This window comes from Nonomuraea sp. NPDC023979, from assembly GCF_040639085.1.
GTDB lineage: Bacteria > Actinomycetota > Actinomycetes > Streptosporangiales > Streptosporangiaceae > Nonomuraea > Nonomuraea ceibae.
On the sequence record NZ_JBEZZG010000012.1, the window covers coordinates 1 to 20,892 of the forward strand.

Genomic DNA, 20,892 nt, shown 5'->3' on the forward strand with positions numbered 1-20,892 from the left:
GCGCCCCCGACCCCGTCGCCGCCCTCACCCGGGCGCTCGCCGGCCGCGACCGGATCACCGTCACCACCGCCGACGGCCCCGCCCTCGACCTGCCCGAACCGCTGCGCACCGCCCCCGCCGGAACCGTCGTCGGGCCGGTCCCGTACGGGAGGAGCCACCTGCTCGGCGTCGTCCGCGAACGCCGTCCCGCCGACCCCGCCGACCCGCGCACCCTCGCCGCCGCCGGTCGTGCGGGCCTTGCGGAGTACCTGGCCGGACTGCGGGCCAAGGCCGACGTCGAATGGCACTGGCTGTGACCGCGCGCGATCGCCGTGGCCCGTCGTTCGCACTGCTCTGGCTCGCGGTGGCGGTGCCGGCGGCGGGCGGGGTGGTGGCGGTACTGATCGTGGGCGTCCGGTGAGCCGGCTGCGGGTGGTGCTCCAGAACACGCAGACCGAGTGCGGGGCGGCATGCCTGGCCATGGTCCTGGGCCATCACGGCCACCGGACGACGGTCACCGAGCTGGCGGAGCGCCTCGGCGTCGGCCGGGACGGCCTCAGCGCCCGCGCCGTCGTGGCGGGCGCCCGCGAGCACGGACTGGCCGCCAAGGCGCTACGGCTCGCCCCCGGCGAGGTCGCCCGTGCGCCGCTCCCGGCCATCGCCCACTGGGAATCCAACCACTTCGTGGTGGTCGAGCGCTGGGCCGCCGGCCGCGTCGACCTCGTCGACCCCGGCCAGGGGCGGCGACGGCTGAGCCAGGCGGAGTTCGCGGCGGGCTTCACCGGCGTCCTGCTCCTCTTCGAACCGGGCGCGGGATTCCGGCGCGGCCCGGCGCCGGCCGACGCCTGGCGGCGACAGTTCGTACGGACGCTGCTGGCCCGCCGGCGCGGCCTGCTCGCGCAGGTCATCGCGGCCTCGCTGCTGCTGCAGTTGGTCGGCCTGGCCCTGCCGCTGTTCTCCGAGCTGCTGCTGGACACGGTACTGCCGCAGCGCGCCGCCGCCCTGCTGCCGCTGCTCGGCGCGGCGGTACTGATCGCGGGGGCGGCCCAGCTCGTGCTCGGCTACCTGCGGGCGGCGCTGCTGGTGACCGTACGCGCCGGTGCCGACCGCGAGCTGAGCGAGGGGGTGGTCGGCCATCTGGTAGCCCTGCCCTACACGTACTTCACCCGGCGGGGCACCGGCGACCTGGTCACCCGCGCCTCCAGCGTCTCGACCCTGCGCGAACTGCTCACCGGCCAGATCATCACCGCGGTCCTCGACGGGCCACTCGCCATCGGGTATCTGGTGCTGATCTTCGTCCGCGACCCGGTCTTCGGGGCGGCGCTCACGGGCGTGGTGCTGCTCCAGTCGCTGCTGCTGCTGGCCATGTCCCGGCGCGTACACCTGCTGACCCAGCGGGAACTGGCGGCCCTGGCCAAGTCGCAGGGCGCCCTCATCCAGACGCTCAGCGGCATCGAGACGCTCAAAGCGTCGGGCGCGGAGCGCAGGGCGGTCGAGCAGTGGTCGGGTCACTTCGCCCAGCAGCTCGACGCGGACGTACGGGCCGGCCTCACCCACGGCTTCCTGGACGCCGTGGTGTCGGCGATCCGCGTGGTCACACCGCTCGGGCTGTTGTGGATCGGCGCCTGGCGGGTGCTCGACGGTGAACTGTCCGTCGGCGCACTGGTCTCGCTCAACGCCATCGCCCTGGCCGCGCTGACCCCGCTCGGCTCGCTGATGACCTCACTGCAGAGTCTCCAGCTCGCCGGCGCCCACTTCGACCGGCTCTCCGACATCCTCATCTCCACCCCGGAGCCCGGCGAGGGCATCGAGGTGTTGCGGCTGCGCGGCCGTATCGAGCTGCGCGACATCGGCTTCCGGCACGACCGGCACGGCCCGTGGTCCCTCCGAGGCATATCGGTGTCGATCAGCCCCGGCCAGAAGGTCGCGCTGGTCGGCGCGTCGGGTTCGGGCAAGAGCACGCTGGCCCGGGTACTGCTGGCGCTGCACACCCCGGTGGAGGGCGAGATCCGTTACGACGGCGTACCCGCGAGCGAACTCGACCCGCGCAGCCTGCGCCGGCAGTTCGGCGTCGTCACCCAGGACCCGTCCCTGTTCAACGGCACCATCCGCGAGAACATCGCGCTCAACGACCCCGACGCCCCACTGGAGCGCATCGTCGCGGCGGCAGAGCTGGCCGCGCTGCACGACGACGTCATGTCCATGCCCATGAAGTACGACACCATGCTGACCGAGGGCGGCGGCCTGTCCGGCGGCCAGCGGCAACGACTGGCGCTGGCCCGCGCCGTACTGTCCCGGCCCCGGGTGCTTCTCCTCGACGAGGCCACCAGCAACCTCGACAGCGCCGCCGAGGCCGCCATCGAAGCCCGCCTGGCTCGGCTGCCGCAGACCAGGATCGTCATCGCTCACCGGCTCAGCACGGTCAGGGACGCTGACCTCATCCTGGTCCTCGACGCGGGCCGAATCGTCCAGCGCGGCACCCACGACCAACTGATCAGCGTGCCCGGGAAGTACGCCGAACTCGTCGCGACCCAGGCCGATATGTCACGTGGTCCGGGCCATTGAACCAGCGCCTGTTCCGGCGGAGTCTCAGCCCTCGACGGCGCCGTAGACGCGGCCCCCCGTACGGGCCCAGATTAGGCACCACCGTGACCGCGATGCTGTTTACCGATCTGGAGCCAATGTGAACATGACGTGGTCGGCACTCTCGCCGGAGCATCTCACTCAGATAGCCGATCTTGCGGGCCGATGCACGGCGCGGGATGGAGGAGAGCAGGAGGCTTGGGGCGATCTTCTGGGGCGACGCCATGGCCTGGACATGATCAGCGTCGGCGTGTTCGGTGAGGACCGGTTGCTGGCTGCTGGATGCGTGCGTCTGGTGCGCCAGGACCCTGTCATCACCGGATGGGTCGATCCAGAACACCGCGGTAGAGGATTGGGGGCGGAACTGCTGGATCGGCTGCTCGAGTTGGCCCGGGGCCGAGGAGAGCGCGTCAGCGTGGAGATGGAGTCACTTACACCTGACGCCGATGCCCTGTTCGCCTCGCGTGGCCTGCGCCAGAGCTTCGCCGAAGACGTGATGCGCCTCGACCTGCACGCACTTCCAGCGACCGCGATCCCCGCCGGTATCACCGTCCAGCCCTGGGCAGAGGACACGCGCCACCTCTTCTTTCAGGCGTACCAGCGGTCTTTCGCCGACCGGCCCGGATTTCCCGGCTGGTCACAGCAGCAATGGATCGACTGGACCGTCGACGACGACTTCCGCCCCCACTGCTCGCTGGTGGCACGCCGGCACGATGGAGATCTTCTCGGCTTCGTGACCTGCGCTCAAGGTTTCCTGATCCAGATCGGCACGCTTCCCGCACGGCGCGGTCAGGGGATCGGCCGGATGCTCGCGCTGGCCGCGCTGGAGAGGCTCCGCGCAGCCGGAGACACGCATGTCCTCCTCGACATCAACGTCAACAACCCCGCGTCGGCCGCACTGTTCAGCGGGCTGGGATTCACCCCCATCGCCCGACGCGCACGCTACGAGTAACCCTCTGGCAGCGCGCAGGCGCATGAGCGCGGCAACGCTGGAGGACCATGGTCGTTCGCCTCGCGCTTGGCCGTACGTTCCTCCGCCCCCGATGCCAGGATCGACTCCCATGAAGCTCCATTGTGCTTACTGGCCACCTGATGAGGATCAGCTACTGGCAGAAGAATGAGAACTCTCACTGGGCCCAGGCAAACTGATGCGGCACGGGGCTTCTCCGAGGCGCCCCGTCCCTCTCGGGCTCGATGAGCGGGGGTCGCGACGTGCGCATGTCGCTGGCGGCTGGGACAGAGTGAGCGTTCGCCCACATCGCGTTATATCGCATTAGAGTGGCAATCCTGGGGGCCGGTCGAGGCACGTCCGAAGGGATGACCGCGATGGATGTCAACACGTCAGGCACCACGGGCTCCGTCTCCTCCTCAGACGGAACCACCATCGGTTACCAGCGGCTCGGCAGCGGCCCGCCGATCGTCCTCGTTCACGGCGGCATGGAGTCGGCGGGGAGCCACGTGCAGCTGGCCGAGGAACTGGCCGGCGAGTTCACCGTCTACCTGCCCGACCGGCGCGGCCGCGGGCTGAGCGGCCCCCATGGGGCCGACTACGGCCTGCGCAGGGAGGTCGAGGACCTCGAAGCGCTGCTCGCCGCGACAGGCGCCAAGGCGCTGTTCGGCCTGAGCTCGGGCGCCATCATCTGCCTGCAGGCGGCGCTTGACCTGCCGACAGTACGCAAGGTGGCCGTCTACGAGCCGCCGCTGTCGATCAACGGGTCGCTGGCCACCGACTGGCTACCCCGCTTCGACCGGGAGATCGAGGCGGGCGACCACGCCGAAGCGCTGGTCATCGCGACGAAGGAGACTCAGCTGTTCCGGCACGCCCCGCCCGGATGGCTGCTCAAGCCCATCGTCCGGCTCATGCTCGGCGACATGCTGCGACTCGTCCCGACCTTTCACTACGACGCCCAACTCATCATCGAGACGACAGACCAGTGGCGGCGCTTCGCCGGAATCAAAGCCGACGTCCTGCTCATGGGCGGGGGCAAGAGCCCGGCCTATCTGAAGGGCGCGCTCGACGAGCTGAAACGCGTGCTGCCCGACGCGGAACGCGTCGAGTTCGCCAAGCTCAACCACGGCGGCTCGGGCAACAGGAACAGAGGCGGGAATCCGCCCCTGGTGGCCAGGGAACTGCACAGGTTCTTCACGAGCCCACCACGACCGAACACCGACGGACGCTGATCAGGATCAATGTGGCACGATCAGGCTCGTCACGACCCTGACGGGAGCCCGGGTGTGCGGTTGTGGTGGCCACAGCCCAGCGCCCGCATTCTGGGCAGGCATGTTACACCCGGCATCATTTCTCTTGAGTCAGGACACCGGAGAGGCCCCCTCGGAGCGCCTCGATCTCGAAGGAGGCGTATGAGCCGCGACGACGTGCTCGTGCCCACCGCGGTGTGGCGTCCCGGGGCGGGCGCGACGCTTGCCGGCTCAGGCGGTCACGGCGGCGGGGGAGTGGTCGGCGGGGTCGGTCAGGCGGCCGAGCCGCCGTTGCCGCCGCCCGCGCCGCTGGTGGACTCGGTCGGTGACATCGCCGGGCTGCGTCCCCGGCGTCGGCCGAGGGACGGCGGCGAGGTGCCCGGCGCCGACGTGGACCTCATCGACGCGTTGCCGCGCACCGACGACACGCCTGCCCCCGGGCAACGGGCCAGCTGGCCGACGGTGGCCGCGTGGCTGCGCGCGGGCAGGACCGCCGCGACCCGCCGCGCCCGGCTGGCCGACCTGGCCAAGTTCGTACGCTGGTGGGCCGCCGCCGCGCCCGGCGCCGGGCTGTGGCAGGTCAGCGAGGACGCCCTGGTCGCTTATGCCGAGCAGTTGGGCACCGGCGGCGGCCATGCGGCGGTGCTCGGCCGGGGCGGTGGCCCGCTGGCCGCCGCCACCGTCAAACGGCACATCTCCACGCTGAAATCGCTGTACGGCTATGCGGTGCGCCGCCGCGTGATCAGCCACAGCCCCGCTACGTTCGTGGAGACGCCAGAGGTCGGCAAAGTCGGCACCACCCCCGCACTGGCCCTCGACGAGGCCGCCGCCCTCGTACGCGGTGCGCAGCAGATCGCCCAGCGTCATCCGGTCGACGCCGCGGCGGTGATGCTGCTGGCCACCCTCGGGCTGCGCGCCGCTGAACTGGAAGGGCTGACGGCGGGACGGATCGAGCGTTCGGCGGGGCACTGGGTGATCGCCTTCCGGCTCAAGGGCGGCCGGCAGGTCGTCGTGCCGCTGGCCGCCGAGGTGATGGAGCTGCTCCGGCCGCTGCTGGCCGGCCGCCGCACCGACCAGCTGCTCCTGCTACGCGCCGACGGCCGCAGCTTCGACCGCTGGCGGCAGCAGACCGCGCTGCGCCGCGCCGCCCGCGCCGCAGGGCTGGACCTCGCGAAGCTGACCCCGCACATGCTCCGCGCCACCGCCGCCACCCTGCTCCGGGCCGCGGGAGTCGCCGTCGAAGACGTCCAGGAACTGCTCGGGCACGCCTCGCCGGTCACCACCCAGCGCTACGACCGCGGCCAGAGCGCACTGGACGGCCACGCCGCCTACCGGCTCACCGACCTGCTCACCGGACAACCCTCCACCGGTCCCGGCGAGGCCACCGAGGTCACGGTGGCAGTCGATGAGACGAACGGGGAGGATGCCACCGCGCGCGCTCGCCGGCCCCGGCCTCCGCGCCATCGGGGAGCACAGCCGCTGGCAGGAAAACGCCGCAAGACCGGCGACCCGTCGCGACGTAAACGCTGAGCAGGCTGTGTCGGCCGACCGCGGCACACTCCTGGCACGGGTCCTCTACCCACGCCAAGGCCGGCACTCCTGCTGTCTCGGCGCGACCCGAAACCTGGCCGTTGCCCGTCTTGGTGACCGAGATGTCACGAACGGGCACCGACAGTTTCGGCGTAGGGGATCAGCGTGCGACCTCCACTTCGCCGAGTGCGTCACGATGCCCATCATCCAACCAACGAAGAGCGCTGACGACGCTGAACATCCCGCCGCATGGCCTGGCCGCTGACTTCCACACAGCAGGACACGTGGTCCCGCGTCCATTTCACGTCTGGTTCTGTCGATGACAGGTGACAGCGATCGTTTCCGCTGCAAGGTGATGTCGCTGGGAAGTAACAGCGCCCGAGGACTTGTGGTGCGAGCATTGATGTGCTCGCGGGATGAGGTGGCGCTGGTGCAGCCCGAGTCCAAGGTCGAGTTGTATGCGGCGGTCCGCCGCGATTCTCGAGGCCGTGCTTCAGCCCACCGGCCAGGCGGTAGAGGGGAACATTTGTCCAAGCCACCGGCGCGTACCGGCGGCGACAGTGGGCTCATGAACGTTTCCGACGGGCGGTCACGGCCGGTCGACCGCGCGCTCCACGACGTACGGGTGGGCTGAATGACAAGCAGGAATGCCATGCGGATTCTCATCTCCGGCGCCAGCATCGCCGGTCCGGTCCTGGCGTACTGGCTGACCAGGCACGGCTGCTCCGTCACCGTCGTCGAGCGCGCGCCGGCTTTGCGCAAGACCGGCGGCCACGCGGTCGACCTGTTCCGGCCCGCGATGAACATCTCGCAGCAGATGGACCTGATCGCGCGCGTCGAGGAGCGGGCCACCGGCACCAACCGGATGACCATTCACCAGGAGGGCGCCCGGCGCCCTGTCCGGGTGAACCTGTCCAAGATCTTCAACGCCACCTCCGACCGGCACCTGGAGATCATGCGCGACGACCTGAGCGAGATCTACTATGACGCCACCCGCGACCACGTCGAGTACCTCTTCGGCGACTCGATCACCGCGATCTCGCCCGACGGCGAGGTACAGTTCGAGCGCGCCACGCCGCGCCGCTTCAACATCGTCGTCGGCGCGGACGGGCTGCACTCCAACGTGCGCCGCCTCGTCTTCGGCGAGGAGTCCCGCTTCGGCGCCTTCATCGGCGCCTACTTCGGGGTGCTGACCCTGCCTCACTCCTTCGGCCTCGACGGAGAGCTCCTCATGCACGTCGGCGTGGGCCGCACCGCCGGCATGTACGGCGCGCGACACCTCGACGAGGCACGGGCGTTGCTCCTGTTCCGTAGTGAACACGAGCTCGCTTACCACCACCGCGACGTGCCCCGGCAGAAGGAGCTGCTGCGCGGCGCGTTCGACGGCATGCACCCCGAGGTGGACCGCTGGCTGGACGAGCTGGACCGTACCCCGGCCTTCTACTTCGACTCGATCACCCAGGTCCGCATGGACACCTGGTCGCGCGGCCGGGTGACGCTCGTCGGCGACGCCGGCTACTGTCCCGGCCCGGCCGTCGGCGGCAGTACCAGCCTGGCCGTCGTCGGCGCGTACGTACTGGCCGGGGAACTGGCGCGAGCGGGCGGCGACCACCAGCGCGCCTTCCCCGCCTACGAGCACGCGATGGCCGAGCACGTGCGCGGCAGCCACGCGGCCGCGCTCAGCGCGGCCAAAACCCTGATCCCCGCCTCCCGCCTCGGCGTACGAGGACTGGCCCAGGGCGCCCGCCTGATCTCCGCCCTGCCCGCCCGGCCCCGGCGCGCACTTCTCCGCCTGGCCAGCAAGAGCGCACGCCTGCACAACGCCATGACCCTCGACGACTACTCGCCGTCGCTCGCCGCATCAGCAGGCCGGAGCGACCTCGCGGGCGGCTAGGACATGGAGTAGCCCGCCGCACGGCACCGGGCTGCCGTTGGACGACGACGCGGCGCCTGCGGGAACGGTAGCTTTCGGCCCGGCGATCGCCGGGGAGGTTGAGCGGTTCGGTCAGCCGGTTGGACAGCACCGTGACCAGGGAGTCGAACAGGCCGCGGTAGCCGGCCAGCCTTGCGATGGAGGAAGTCTTCCCGCTATCGGCGGCCGGCCGGGGCCGGTCGAGCGCATGGGCGGGAGCTGCCAGGCCAGGCCCTGGTCGATGAGGTTGAGCAGGACACGGCGGCTGCCCGTGGCCTCATGCAGGCCGTCGAGGTCAGTCGATGCCGTCGATGATGCGGAAGTCGCGCTCGAAGCCGTCAGGGAGGGCCACCAGCGCCTTCTGGTACGCCTCGCTCTCGTATGCCGCGACGGCCTGATCAAAGCTGTCGAACTCGATCAGAACGACGCGTTGCGCAATTCCGGCCTCGTGGGCGACGACTCGACCGCCCTGGGACGGGAGGAGGGATATGGTGCGCCCGCCTCCAGCCTGGACAGCCGGACCGGCCAGCTTGTCGTAGGCAGTCAGCCCCTCAGGGTCGGAAATAGCGGGGTAGACACTGACCCAGTAGCCCTTGGCCATGGAAACCTCCTGTGTTGGGCCGGACACGTCCGACTTCGCATTGACATGCAGATCGATCGATCCCGGCGATGGGTACTGCGGCCGGTTGCATCGTCATATGCGCAGGTTAGGGCTTGGTGTGCGGCCGAGGGAAAGACCGGTACGGGATAGACTCAGAACGAACCGTTATCAATCGGCGGGGAGGGCACGTGGCGCCGGATACGGTGAGCCTGCGCTACTTCCTGGTACTGGCGCAGGAGCTGAACTTCACCCGCGCGGCCGCACGGATCGGTATCGCACAGCCCGCACTCAGCGCCCGGATGCGCCGGTTGGAGGCGGAACTCGGTACGGCCCTGCTGGTCCGCAACACGCGTAGCGTCGCATTGACCACGGCCGGTGCGGCTTTGGCGGAGTCCGCGCCACCCGCGCTGGCGGCGCTGGACCGGGCATGGGACACCGCCCGGAGCGCGGCGGCCGGTGAGCTGGGCACGCTGCGCATCGGATACAGCCTCAGCGCCGGGGCCGAGACGGTACCGGCCCTGGTGGACAGGCTGGTTCGCGGCAACAGCGGGCTCGAGGTCGGCGCGGTACCGATGGCGACACCGGAGATCTCCCTCGCGGTCGCCGATGGCCGAATCGATGCCGGGATCACCCGTGGTGAACAGCTGGGCCGTGGCGTGCGCCGGTTCCTGCTGCGGCGTATGCGCGTCGGGGTCCAGCTGGCGCAGCACCATCCGCTGGCCGAACACCCGGAGATCGAGATCGCCGACGCGGCCGCGTATCCGCTGCGACTCCCGGATCGTGCGGCCAACCCCGTGGTCCACGATCAGCTGTCCGCACTGTTCCGAGACATCCGGCCACACCCTCGATTCCACACGCCCGCAGTCTCCTTCGACATGTCTCAGCGCGACCTGCTCGACGGGGTCACCCTCGCCCCGGCCGGAGAAGCCGCGGTCGCGGCAGCACCGCCCGGTCTCACCTGGCGACCGCTGCGGGGAGCGCCCAGCCTGACGATCCACCTGGTCCTTCCGCGCGAGCAATCGCCGCTGCACCGTCGCATCCGTGCCGTCGCCAAAACGCTGGCGCACGAGCTGCACTGGCTGCCGGACTGACGCGCACGAGGTCAAGCAAGACGGACGCCTGCGGTGGCGAGGCCGAAGACCTTGCGCCCGGCGGACTGGCTTAATGCCCGATCCGACCTCAGAACACCGGCGGATCAGCATCCGATGACGGCCCCGGGGTCGTGTCCGAGTCGTACACCGCGGCGACGTCCTCGCCCAGCCCGAGCTCTCGGCGGCTGGGCCACCGCTGCCTCCGGGACATCATCTAGCTGATTTCGCGGCGGGACAGCAGCCGGCGGATGGTGGTCTTGGCGACCGCGCGGGTCCGTTCGCGCTTTCCTTGCGGCGTTCGGCGTCGGCCGAGGCTGGCTGGCGGGGCGGCCCAGTGCTTCGTGGTCTGGCACCGGAGCAGCCAGGAGGTGATGGCGCCGATCTCGGCGAGCAGCGCGATGACGCGGTCGATGGCCGAGCGTAGGCGGCGTGCGGGGTGGCGAGGAAGGCATTGGCGGCAACGTACATGAGATTGTGGGGAGTGGGGACGCGGCCCGACTTCGCGCCTCGCACGCTCGGGTCGTGGCCTTTCAGGCTGCTCTTACACAGGTACCGTAGAACGTACCCATGAACGAGTCCGTGCCCGCGAAAGTCCTGGTCGTTGACGACGAGCCCAACATCCGGGAGCTGTTGTCCGAGGCGCTGAGTCTCAACGGTTTCGACGTGCGAACCGCGTCCAGTGGACGGGCGGCGCTGAAAGCGGTGGCGTCCGAGCGGCCCGACATCATCGTGCTGGACGTGATGCTGCCTGACCTGGACGGCTTCACGGTCGCTCGCAGGTTGCGGGAGGCGCAGGACAGTCCGTTGGTGCTCTTCCTCACCGCCAAGGATGCCGTGTCGGACCGGATTTCCGGCCTGACCGCGGGCGGGGACGACTACGTCACCAAGCCGTTCAGCTTGGAGGAGGTGGTTCTGCGGCTGCGGGCGATCCTGCGCAGGGTCCGGCCCGTGCTGGAAGAGGTCGACGACCGGGTTCTCCGCTATGCGGATCTGGAGCTCGACGAGGAGGCTCATCTGGTGCGGCGGGCGGGGCGGGCCATCCATCTCTCGCCGACGGAGTTCAGCCTCCTGCACTATTTGATGATCAACGCCGAGCGGGTTGTCAGCAAGGGACAGATTCTGGAGCGGGTGTGGGACTTCGACATCGACGGTGACAGCCGGATCGTCGAGTCCTACATCAGTTACCTTCGGCGGAAGATCGACGCGGAAGGCCGGCCGTTGATCCACACGTTGCGTGGGCTGGGGTATCGCCTGCAGGATTCCTCATGAGGCTGGTTCGGCGTTCGTGGTCACTGCGGCATCGGCTGCTGGCCGCCTTGCTGGGCCTGTGCGCTGCCGGTCTGGCCGTCTTCGCCGTGGCGGGTGTGCTGCTCCTGGATCGGGTGCTGCTCGCTCGGGTGGACACCCAGTTGACCGAACTGGTCCTCACCCTCGGCCGGCGCCCCCCGCCCACGGCGCCGCCTCCTCGGCGTCTCGGGGACATGGAGCTGCCGACACAGTTCCGGATGACCTTCTACGACGCGTACGGAAGCGTGGTGCGGCGGATGCCGCCCGGCCTCTCGGACGGGCCCGCCCTGACGGCCCAGGAAGCCACGGCGCTGCCGGCTCGTCCCGTCACGGTGGCCGGCAGGACCGGCTCGGAGGAGTGGCGTGTGCTCGTGGCGAGCGTGCCGGGCGGCGGGCGGGTGGCCGTGTCGATGTCGCTGGCGGCCAACCGGGAAACCGTGCGGCAGTTGCTGGTCATCGAGCTGGCCGCCGGCGTCCTGGTGCTGTCGCTGCTGGGCGCGGTCGCCTGGTTCGTGGTGCGGCTGGGCCTGCGTCCGCTGAACCGGATCGAGCGTACAGCGGAGGCGATCGCGGAGGGGGACACCGATCGCAGGGTCGACGACACCGATCCGCGCACCGAGACCGGCCGGCTGGGCCGGACCCTGAACGTGATGCTGGAGCGCCTGGCCCTCGCGCTGCGCGAGCGGGAGCAGTCCGAGCGGAGGCTGCGTCACTTCGTCGCCGACGCCTCGCACGAGTTGCGTACGCCGCTCACGTCCATCCGCGGCTTCGCCGAGCTGTACCACCACGGGCACAGGACGCGGGACCCGGCGGCCGAGCGGCTCTTCGGCCGGATCGAGGGCGAGGCTGAACGGATGGGCGTACTGGTCGAGGACATGCTTCTGCTGGCCCGCCTGGATCAGGAACCCACGCTGGAGCCCACTGTGGTGGACCTCCGGGTCCTCGCGGGTGATGTGGTGCACGCCGCCCAGGCCCGTGACCGCGAGCGCCCCATCCATCTGCACATCTCCGACGACCCGGTGCTCGTACGCGGCGACGAACACCGCCTGCACCAGGTCATCGCCAACCTGGTGGGAAACGCGATCACCCACACGGCGGCGGGCACCACGGTGCGCGTCACGGTCAGGCGACGGACCGCCGGCGACGCCGCACCCTACGGGGTCGTGCATGCGGGAACAGGACCTGCCGCGGATACGGAAGCGGCCTTGGTCGAGGTGCGCGACGAGGGACAGGGCATCGCCCCTGACGATCTGCCCCATGTGTTCGACCGGTTCTATCGCGCGGACCCGAGCCGCTCGCGCGCGTACGGCGGCACCGGGCTGGGGCTGGCCATCGCCGCCGCGCTGGTGCAGGCGCACGCGGGCAGGATCGAGGCGCGCAGCGCGCCCGGCGCGGGAGCGACGTTCCGCGTCCTGTTGCCTTTGTACCGGTCTCAGGACGGCTGAGCCTGCCGCGAATTCGCATATCAGCCAGGCCAAAACGGCAGGGATGGGAACAGATTGTTCATCTCTGATTGGCGGGCGATTCACACACTATTCCCAGCTTCGTGCTGTCAGATGTGCTCTGACACCGAAGGAGGGACATGCTGCGAAGATTCCGCAAGCGAGACGTCTTCCAAGGTCAGACCGGAGAATGCACCGCTTCGAGCGTCTTGCCGGAAGGCGATGCCGGCCATCGGCTGCGCGCCCCGAGCAAACTGCACGCGTTCAACCGGTACGAGATCAAATACCTGATCGACGCGGACCGGGTCGACGAACTGCGCGAGGAACTGGAGAACCGGCTCGACCGCGACCGGCACTGCCCGGACGAGGGCTACAACATCTGGAGCGTCTACTACGACACCCGGCAGCTTCGCTTCTACTGGGAGAAGATCGAGGGCCTGAAGTTCCGCAGGAAGCTGCGGGTGCGCCACTACGGCGACCGGTTCGCGGCGGCGCCGGACACCCCGGTGTTCGTCGAGATCAAGCAGCGCGTCAACCGGGTCACCCAGAAGCGCCGGGTACGCCTGCCGTACGCTGACGCGCTGCGGCTGTGCGACGGGCGGCAGATGGTCGACCACGAGCCGTCCCAGCGGGCCTTCCTGGAAGAGGTGCTCGACCTGGTCTCCCGGCTGGAGCTGCGCGCCACCGCGATGACCGGTTACACCCGCCACGCCTACATGGGGCGAGATGCCGACGTTGGGCTGCGCGTCACCTTCGACCGCCGCATCAGAGGCCGGGACCGCGACTTCCACTTCGGCGCCGACGCGGAGAACCGGCTCATCGTCCCCGCCCGCAAAGCGATCATGGAAGTCAAGGCGAACGAGCGGGTCCCGTACTGGCTCACCGATCTGACCGCCAAGCGGAGCCTGCAGGTGGTGCGGGTGTCCAAGTACTGCCAGAGCATCGAGGCCTACGGGCTGGCGCCGCGCTCCGTCTTCCACATTCCCGGCAACGATCACATGCCCGGCAACGATCATCTTCCCGGCCGCGAGCGGTCGATGGCTCACATGGAGGCCTGACCCCTGATGGACTTCTCCTTCCAGGATCTGTCCGGCACGTTCAGCGTGGCCGACATCGCGATCGCGATGTCGCTGTCGTTCGTGCTGAGCGCGATGATCGGCTGGGTGTACCGGGCGACGCACCGCAACGTCTCCTACAGCCAGTCGTACGTGCAGACGCTCGTCATCCTCGGCATGCTCATCTCGCTGATCATGCTCGTCGTCGGCTCGAACATCGCGCGGGCGTTCGCCCTGGTCGGCGCGCTGTCCGTGGTGCGGTTCCGCAACGCGATCAAGGAGACCCGCGACGTCGGGTTCATCTTCCTGGTCATGGGCGTCGGCATGGCCGTCGGCACTCGTTTCTACCTGCTGGCGATCGTCGCGGCGGTGGCGATCTCGCTGATCATCATGCTCATGCAGCGGTTCGACTGGTTCGCGCTCAACGTGCGCCGCCAGGTGGTCAAGGTGCAGGTGCCGGCCGACGAGGACTTCACCGCCACGGTCCAGGACGTGCTGGTGCGGCACACCGACGAGTTCGAACTGGTCAGCATGGAATCGATCCGCGGCGGCGCGCTCACCGAGCTCATGTACACCGTGAGGATCAAGAAGGGCAGTGAGCCCGCCGACCTCATCTCGGCTCTGCGCGAGCGCAACCACGGCCAGTCCGTCACCGTGCTCACCGGGTACGACCAGACCGACCTGTAGGCGGCCATGACCCATCCCACCAACCGGCGACGGCTACGCCACCGAATCCCGATCAAGCTCCGGCACAATTGGAAGCTCGTCGCGCTGTGCACCGCCTTCCTGGCCGCGTGCTGGGGCGTGTTCGGCAGCGGGACGATCCGCCCGTACGTGACCACCGCCCGGACCGCTTCGGCCGACACCGTCACGACGAACCTCACCGGGACCAAGGACCTGTTCGACACCACGGTCGGGCACGAGGTGAAGCTGACCTTCACCGACGCGGCGTACCAGGACATGCTGACCGAGTACTACGCCAGTGGCGAGAAGAAGTACGTCGAGGCGGATCTGACCATCGACGGGACCCGCATCCCCAGCGTAGGCGTCCGGCTCAAAGGCAACTCCACGCTCATGGGCCTGACCTGGAACGGCAAGTCCCGCAGCAGCGGCCGGGGCGGCTTCCCCGGCGGACGGCCGCCCGAGGGCTTCGAACCTCCCGAGGGCTTCGAACCTCCCGAGGGCTTCGAACCTCCCGAAGGCTTCCAGCCGCCGGACGGGTTTCAGCCGCCTGGCGGTGAGCAGCCGCAGGGAAACGGACAGCCGATGACGAACGGGCAGCCGGAAACGAACGGGCGGCCGGGCGGCGGGATGTTCGGCGCTCAGCTCAAGGCGGAGGAGCCCGAGAAGCTGCCCTGGCTGATCAGCTTCGACGAGTTCGTCGAGGGCCGCCGCTACCAGGGCCACACGCAGGTGGCTGTGCGACCCGCAGCGACGGGCTCGACGACGATGCTCAGCGAGGCGCTCGGCATCTCGGTCGTCGGCGCCGCCGGCGAGCCGACGCAGCGCTCCACGTACAGCTCCTTCAACGTGAACGGGCGTTCCTCGACGCCGCGCCTGCTGGTGGAGTACCTCGACGAGGGCTACGCCGAGGACCTGGGCGACGGCGTCCTGTACAAGTCGCTGGCCACCGGCTCCTTCACCTACAAGGGCGAGGACCAGACCCAATACGTCAACGACTTCAAGCAGATCAACAAGATCGGCGGCAAGGACCTTCAGCCTGTCATCGACCTGGTCAAATGGGTGAACGAAGCTTCCGACGCCGAGTTCACCGCCGGCCTCGCCGACCGGCTGGACGTGGAGTCGTTCGCCCGCTATCTGGCCCTGCAGAACCTGATGGTCAACTTCGACGACATGGCCGGGCCGGGCAAGAACTATTACCTCTGGTACGACTCGGGCAGCAAGAAGTTCACCGTCATCACGTGGGATCTGAACCTCGCCTTCAACGGCGATGCCACGGCGGGCGTCCACGACAGCATCAGCATGGGATTCGGCCGTGGCCGCCCTCGCCAGAACGGCCAGCCCCCGCAGGGCGACCGGCCAAGGGGCGGCATGACCATGGGCCACCCGCTGAAGGAGAAGTTCCTCAAGAACGCCACCTTCAAGAAGGTCTACGAGAAGCAGTACAGAAACCTGTACAACAAACTCCTGGCCGATGGCAGCGCCTCCAAGCTGCTCGACAACCTGGTCAGCTCATACAAACTGAACAATGGAGCCGACACGGCCGCGATCGAAACCGAAGCGAACACACTGCGGACGTTCCTGCAGACGCGGACCGAGAGCCTGGGCTCGGACAAGGCGATCAGCGGAACCTGATCGCCGGCGCTTCTCAAGGGCGCGGGGACAACGTGCGGCCCCGCGCCCTACTTCCGCAGACAGACTCCGAGCGGCCATCACCGCCTGCGTCGCTCGTCCCACTCGGGTTCGGCCGGGTCGCGCAGTTCCCGGACTCCGCAGGGCCGAGATCGGCCGGTACGGCTCCTCCGATTTCCCGGCCAGGGCGTTCCTGCAGGTTTCAGCGGAGCGTTGGCCAGCGAGAACGTCTCGGCCGACAGGTAGTTCTGGGCCACGTGGCTGAGCCGGTCGCGCTCCAGTGCCGCCACCGCGACATAGAGATCAATGAGCTTGCTCACCCACCCGTCACCGAGGTGAAGGCCGCCTCGAACCTGGGGACGCGGCCCATCATCTTCAGCAGAAGCCACATGATTCCGCAGGCCAAGCGCGCGGGAACGGTCATCCACGCTTACCTAAGTCCTGAGCGCCGTCTACCGCGGCATTTCGTTCGTATGCTGCTCGCCGCCGGGGGCACCGGTGTTGATCAAGCCGAGGAGGCGGTCGAGGCGACCAGTGTCTGCGGGCGTCTGTTCACTGGCCCAGGCGATGGCGTTGGTGAGCATGAGGAGGTCGGCGATGTCGAGCTGCGCGGGGGCGTTGCCGTGTTGCTGCGCGCGGCTGAGCAGGGCGTCTCCCGTGGCGTGGATCGCCTGGTGGCAGGCGGTCAAGGCGGTGCTGGTCTCCGGGGTGGGCTGGGCGATCATCTGGGTCGCGACCAGGCCCCGCATGGCGGTCGCGTGGCGGGCGATCGCGCGTAGCCAGATGCGCAGCGCCTCGTCGGGTGACGGATGCTCCAGCAGTTCACGGCCCTGGGCACAGACGACCTCCACGTCCGCGCCGATGATCGCAACGAGGAGCGCCTGAAGATTGGGGAAGTGGCGGTAGAGGGTGCCGGGTCCGACGCCCGCCCGTTGGGCGATCTTGTTGAGCGAGGCGCGGGGACCTTGTTCGGTGAACACCGCCCGTGCCGCCTGGAGGAGCCGGTCACGGTTGTCGCGGGCGTCGGCACGCTGCGGGCGGCGACCGTCCCCAGGACTGAGGGTCATGGATGTCCCTGGGTTGATAAGCGGAGAGGTTCTCCGTACTCTAGCCGAGCCTAAGCGGAGAACCTCTCCGGCAATGATGGGAGCGGCAGGATGAAAATCGGATTGGCCGTTGGCGATCTACGGGGACCGGCGACGGCTGGCGAGCTCGCCCGCCAGGTTCGCAGTGCTGCCGAACACGGGATGAGCCATGTGTGGGCGTCTCAGGCGTTCGGCTGGGACGCCCTGACCGCCTTGGCCGTAGCCGGTGTCCAGGTTCCGGAGATCGAGCTGGGAACGGCGGTCGTGCCCGTTCCGCAGCGCCATCCCCTCGTCTTGGCCAGCCAGGCGCTCAGCGTGCAGGCCGCCACGGGCAACCGGCTCACCTTGGGCATCGGGGCGGGAATCTCGAGGATGGTCACCGGCATGTACGGCCTGCCCGCGGACCGCCCCGCCGCCCGGATGCGCGAGTACCTGTCGATCCTGCGTCCGCTGCTGCGGGGCGAGGCGGTCACCCACCAGGGCGAGACCCTGACGGCCGCAGGCCAGGTGGGCGTCGCGGGTACGACGCCGCCACCGGTGCTGCTGGCGGCTCTGGCCCCCGCGATGCTGTGCCTGGCAGGGGAGCTCGCCGACGGAACCGTGACCTGGATGACCGGCCCGCGAACCCTGGGCGACCACATCGTGCCCTCGATCACCAAGGCTGCCGACGCCGCGGGCCGCCCGTCGCCGCGCGTCGTCGCCGGGCTGCTGGTCAGCGTGACCAACGACGAACACGGTGTTCGCGGGCGGATCGCCGAACAGTTCGGTCTGGCCGGCCAGGTTCCTGAGTACCGGGCGGTCCTGGACCGGGAACAAGCCGCCGGCCCCCAGGATGTCGTCATCGTCGGGGACGAGACCCAGGTCGCACGCCAACTGCGACGGCTTCATGACGCAGGCGCGACCGATTTCCTGGCCGCGCCCTTCGGCAGCCCGCAGGAACAGGACCGCACCATCGAAGTGCTCGCGGCCCTGGGCCGAGCCGAGCGCCACCAGAGCTGACCCGTATGGTCCTTGAGTCGTCGAGCAGACCGAACAGCTCCACGGTCGGATCTACTCAGAGACGCAGGCCGGCATGTGGCGCTGTGCTGACGAAGGACCCGGGGTTGCCTCGGCCGAGGGCTGGGCCGGTCATCCTTGTGCGTCGTAGGCCAGCCGCTCCCACTGCTTCCAATCCGCGAGCCGCCGTTCATGGATGGCGGTGACGATCCCCGGTGCGGCGGCCCCGAAGAGCACCCGCAGCGGCGGTTCGGCGGCATCCACCACTTCCAGCAGGGCCCGGGCTGCGGCGTCGGGGTGGCCCGGTGGCTGCACACTGCGGCGTGCGGCGGCCGCCTCGCGTACGCCGTCGTACTCCGGCAGTGCCGGGGAGCGGCGGGCCGACGCGCCCGCCCAGTCGGTGGCGAACCCGCCCGGCTCGACCAGGGTGACCTTGACGCCGAAGGCGGCGACTTCGAGCGCGAGCGATTCGCTGATCCCCTCAAGTGCCCACTTGGAGGCGTGGTAGGCGCCCAGGTTCGTGAAGGCGCCCACGCCACCGATGGAGGAGATTTGCACGATGTGGCCACTTCCCTGAGCACGCATCAGCGGCACTGCCGCCTGAGTCACCCAGACCGCACCGAACAGGTTGGTCTCCATCTGATCGCGGAGGTCGTCTTCCGACAGCTCCTCCACCATACCGAAGTGGCCGTATCCGGCATTGTTGACGACCACGTCGAGCCGGCCGAACTCCGCGTGGGCGTGCCGGACCGCTTCGGTGACGCCGGCGCGGTCGGTCACGTCGAGCCGGAGCGGCAGCAGGTCCGCCCCGTACTCGGCCGCCAGGTCGTCGAGGGCCGCGAGGTTCCGCGCGGTCGCCACCACGCGGTCGCCCCGTTGCAGTGCCGCGGCGGTGAACGCGCGCCCGAAGCCGCGGGAAGCGCCGGTGATGAACCAGGTCTTGCTCATCTTGCCGTCCTTGGGAGACAAGTCCGTCAGCGCTGCGCGGACGGACGAAGAACGATCTCGTTGACGTCGACGTCGGAGGGCTGGGCGAGGGCGTAGGCGATGGCGTTCGCGATGTCCTCGGGGCGGATCGAGGCGGCTCGGTACGTGCGCATGACCTCAGCGGCGAGCGGGTCGGTGATATGGTCGGCCAGCTCGGTGTCGACCACGCCGGGGGAAACGGTGGTCACCCGGATGCCCGGCTCGGATTCCAGCCGCAGCCCCTCGGTGAGCGCCCACGCGGCGTACTTGGTCGCGGAGTAGATCGCGGAGGTCTCCACGACCTGGTGGGCGCCGATCGAGGCGACCGTGACGAAATGGCCACTTCCCTGGCGGCGGAAGATCGGCAGGGCAGCGGCGATGCCGTGGAGAAGGCCGCGAACGTTGACGTTCAGCATCTGGTCCCACTCCTCGACCAGGAGTGCGTCCAGCCGGGACAGGAGCATGACTCCGGCGTTCGCGACCAGCACATCGAGTCTGGCGTACGCGTTCACGACCTCCTCGACCACCTCGTGGAAGCCGGGACTGTCGGTGACGTCGAGCGGGCGGGCCTCGGCGGAGTGGCCGGCCGCGGACAGGCCGGCGGCGAGCGCCTTGATCCGGTCGGTGCGGCGGGCGGTGAGGACCACGTGGTGTCCGGCGGTCGCGAGTGTGCGGGCGGTGGCCGCGCCGATGCCGCTGCTCGCGCCGGTCACCAGTACGACCTTCTGTTCCGATGTCTCTGTCATGCTTCGAGACTCGGGCAGCCTGCTGGTCCGCCACAGGCCGCCGTGTGCATGGGAGTCCCGCACCCACCCTGGGCCGCCCGTTCCCTCCTACGCTGAACGTATGACCGAGCGGCATCTAGGTGACTTTTTGCGCGGCAGGCGGGCACGCGTACGCCCCGAAGACGCCGGCCTGCCCGCCGGGTCACGGCGGCGGGTGCCGGGGCTGCGGCGTGAGGAGGTCGCACTGCTGGCCGGTGTGAGCGCGGACTACTACGTGCGGCTGGAGCAGGGGCGGGAACGCAACCCGTCACCGCAGGTGCTGAACGCGCTGGCGACCGCACTCCGCCTCGACGGCGACGCCCACTCGCATCTCTTCCGGCTCGCCGGGCTGACCCCGCGGCCCGCGCGGTCCACCCCCGAGCGCGCGGATCCCGAGCTGCTGCAACTGCTGGACGGCTGGCCGGACAACCCGGCGCTGGTGCTCGGGCGAGCGTACGACGTGCTCGCCGGAAACCGGCTCGGCTACGCGCTCTTCGAAGAGTTCCGTGGCGGGGCGAACCTGCTGGACAAGCTGTTCCGCGATGCGGACGCGCGCTGGTTCTACAAGGACTGGGAGGCCGCCGCGGTCAACACCGTTGCCGGCTTCCGGCTGCTGTACGGGCAGGACCCGCACCATCCGCGCGTACGCGAGGTGCTCGGCTCGATGCTGGCGCACAGTCGCGAGTTCGCCGAACTGTGGCGGGCGAACGAGGCCCGGGGCAAACGCGCCGAGGTGAAGGCCTTCCGCCACCGCGACGTCGGCGAACTCACCCTGCGCATGCATGCCTTCGACGTACGGGCCGCACCCGGGCAGCAGCTCGTCGTCTACCACGCCGAGCCCGGCTCTGCGAGCGCGGACGCGCTCGCCCTGCTCGGCACCCTCGCCGCAACCGCCGACCAATAGGGGCGCCACCGGAATCCGGAAGAGGTGCGCAGCCGGTGCCGCAAGGCCAGCCGGCCGCGGTGGTGGTGCGCGGCATGCTCGCGATGGTGACAGCGGGGAGCCGCCGCCGGGGTCCGCGGTCAGCTTCTCCTACAGGGACGGGCCTGGACGTGAGCAGTCAGCGCGGTGCCGGCGGGCCTTCCGAA

19 protein-coding genes are annotated in these 20,892 nt (G+C 69.6%); 14 read left to right on the top strand and 5 right to left on the bottom strand.

All coding sequences use genetic code 11. From position 1 onward, the window contains the following. The 6 genes from AB0G11_RS21725 to AB0G11_RS21750 all read left to right on the top strand — a co-directional run. Positions 1-296 (top strand): hypothetical protein (locus AB0G11_RS21725; RefSeq protein ID WP_357587692.1); only part of this gene is annotated, 296 nt, incomplete at its 5' end. Between the two features lie 100 nt (positions 297-396). Continuing rightward, on the top strand, positions 397-2,544 hold the full coding sequence (locus AB0G11_RS21730) for a peptidase domain-containing ABC transporter (protein ID WP_357587694.1): 2,148 nt from the start codon (positions 397-399) through the stop codon (positions 2,542-2,544). Positions 2,545-2,668: 124 nt separating this feature from the next. Then, positions 2,669-3,514, top strand: coding sequence for a GNAT family N-acetyltransferase (locus tag AB0G11_RS21735; protein WP_357588030.1), 846 nt, complete (start codon positions 2,669-2,671; stop codon positions 3,512-3,514). A 374-nt stretch (positions 3,515-3,888) separates the two neighbouring features. Further along, the gene (locus AB0G11_RS21740; RefSeq protein ID WP_357587696.1) at positions 3,889-4,743 is read left to right on the top strand and encodes an alpha/beta hydrolase; all 855 of its coding nucleotides are present in this window, start codon (positions 3,889-3,891) and stop codon (positions 4,741-4,743) included. A 180-nt stretch (positions 4,744-4,923) separates the two neighbouring features. Further along, positions 4,924-6,291, top strand: a complete 1,368-nt coding sequence (locus tag AB0G11_RS21745) for a tyrosine-type recombinase/integrase (RefSeq protein ID WP_357587698.1) — start codon at positions 4,924-4,926, stop codon at positions 6,289-6,291. Between the two features lie 652 nt (positions 6,292-6,943). Continuing rightward, positions 6,944-8,185 (top strand): FAD-dependent monooxygenase, encoded by a 1,242-nt coding sequence (locus tag AB0G11_RS21750; RefSeq protein ID WP_357587700.1) that lies wholly within the window; start codon positions 6,944-6,946, stop codon positions 8,183-8,185. Positions 8,186-8,498: 313 nt separating this feature from the next. Here AB0G11_RS21750 and AB0G11_RS21755 read toward each other — a convergent pair whose 3' ends face one another. Then, a complete protein-coding gene (locus AB0G11_RS21755; RefSeq protein WP_357587702.1) occupies positions 8,499-8,804 on the bottom strand; it encodes a DUF1330 domain-containing protein in 306 nt (101 codons plus the stop codon). A gap of 188 nt (positions 8,805-8,992) precedes the next feature. On the opposite strand from AB0G11_RS21755, the gene AB0G11_RS21760 reads away from it, so the two are divergent. From AB0G11_RS21760 to AB0G11_RS21785, 6 genes are all read left to right on the top strand, one after another. Continuing rightward, positions 8,993-9,895, top strand: coding sequence for a LysR family transcriptional regulator (locus AB0G11_RS21760; RefSeq protein ID WP_357587704.1), 903 nt, complete (start codon positions 8,993-8,995; stop codon positions 9,893-9,895). A gap of 567 nt (positions 9,896-10,462) precedes the next feature. Then, a complete protein-coding gene (locus tag AB0G11_RS21765; RefSeq protein WP_357587706.1) occupies positions 10,463-11,164 on the top strand; it encodes a response regulator transcription factor in 702 nt (233 codons plus the stop codon). Further along, complete coding sequence (locus AB0G11_RS21770) at positions 11,161-12,627, top strand: HAMP domain-containing sensor histidine kinase (protein ID WP_357587708.1); 1,467 nt, start codon at positions 11,161-11,163, stop codon at positions 12,625-12,627. Before AB0G11_RS21765 ends, AB0G11_RS21770 begins: the two co-directional genes overlap by 4 nt. A 137-nt stretch (positions 12,628-12,764) precedes the next feature. Continuing rightward, positions 12,765-13,682, top strand: coding sequence for a polyphosphate polymerase domain-containing protein (locus AB0G11_RS21775; protein ID WP_357587710.1), 918 nt, complete (start codon positions 12,765-12,767; stop codon positions 13,680-13,682). A 6-nt stretch (positions 13,683-13,688) separates the two neighbouring features. Continuing rightward, positions 13,689-14,366 carry a DUF4956 domain-containing protein gene (locus AB0G11_RS21780; RefSeq protein ID WP_219507136.1) on the top strand — a complete coding sequence of 226 codons (678 nt, stop codon included), beginning with the start codon at positions 13,689-13,691 and terminating at the stop codon, positions 14,364-14,366. A 6-nt stretch (positions 14,367-14,372) separates the two neighbouring features. Continuing rightward, positions 14,373-15,995, top strand: coding sequence for a CotH kinase family protein (locus tag AB0G11_RS21785; protein ID WP_357587712.1), 1,623 nt, complete (start codon positions 14,373-14,375; stop codon positions 15,993-15,995). Between the two features lie 77 nt (positions 15,996-16,072). On the opposite strand, the gene AB0G11_RS21790 is transcribed toward AB0G11_RS21785, so the two are convergent. Together AB0G11_RS21790 and AB0G11_RS21795 are read right to left on the bottom strand one after the other, a co-directional pair. Further along, a complete protein-coding gene (locus AB0G11_RS21790) occupies positions 16,073-16,312 on the bottom strand; it encodes a hypothetical protein (protein ID WP_357587713.1) in 240 nt (79 codons plus the stop codon). 132 nt (positions 16,313-16,444) lie between these two features. Next, entirely contained in the window at positions 16,445-17,059 is a 615-nt protein-coding gene (locus AB0G11_RS21795) for a TetR/AcrR family transcriptional regulator (RefSeq protein WP_357587715.1), read from the bottom strand. Positions 17,060-17,149: 90 nt separating this feature from the next. On the opposite strand from AB0G11_RS21795, the gene AB0G11_RS21800 reads away from it, so the two are divergent. Beyond that, positions 17,150-18,076, top strand: a complete 927-nt coding sequence (locus tag AB0G11_RS21800; protein WP_357587717.1) for a TIGR03564 family F420-dependent LLM class oxidoreductase — start codon at positions 17,150-17,152, stop codon at positions 18,074-18,076. A gap of 129 nt (positions 18,077-18,205) precedes the next feature. On the opposite strand, the gene AB0G11_RS21805 is transcribed toward AB0G11_RS21800, so the two are convergent. After that, on the bottom strand, positions 18,206-19,021 hold the full coding sequence (locus tag AB0G11_RS21805; protein ID WP_357587719.1) for an oxidoreductase: 816 nt from the start codon (positions 19,019-19,021) through the stop codon (positions 18,206-18,208). 26 nt (positions 19,022-19,047) lie between these two features. Further along, positions 19,048-19,785 carry an SDR family oxidoreductase gene (locus tag AB0G11_RS21810; RefSeq protein ID WP_357587721.1) on the bottom strand — a complete coding sequence of 246 codons (738 nt, stop codon included), beginning with the start codon at positions 19,783-19,785 and terminating at the stop codon, positions 19,048-19,050. A gap of 100 nt (positions 19,786-19,885) precedes the next feature. On the opposite strand from AB0G11_RS21810, the gene AB0G11_RS21815 reads away from it, so the two are divergent. Further along, a complete protein-coding gene (locus AB0G11_RS21815) occupies positions 19,886-20,707 on the top strand; it encodes a helix-turn-helix transcriptional regulator (protein ID WP_357587723.1) in 822 nt (273 codons plus the stop codon). Positions 20,708-20,892 lie beyond the last annotated feature (185 nt).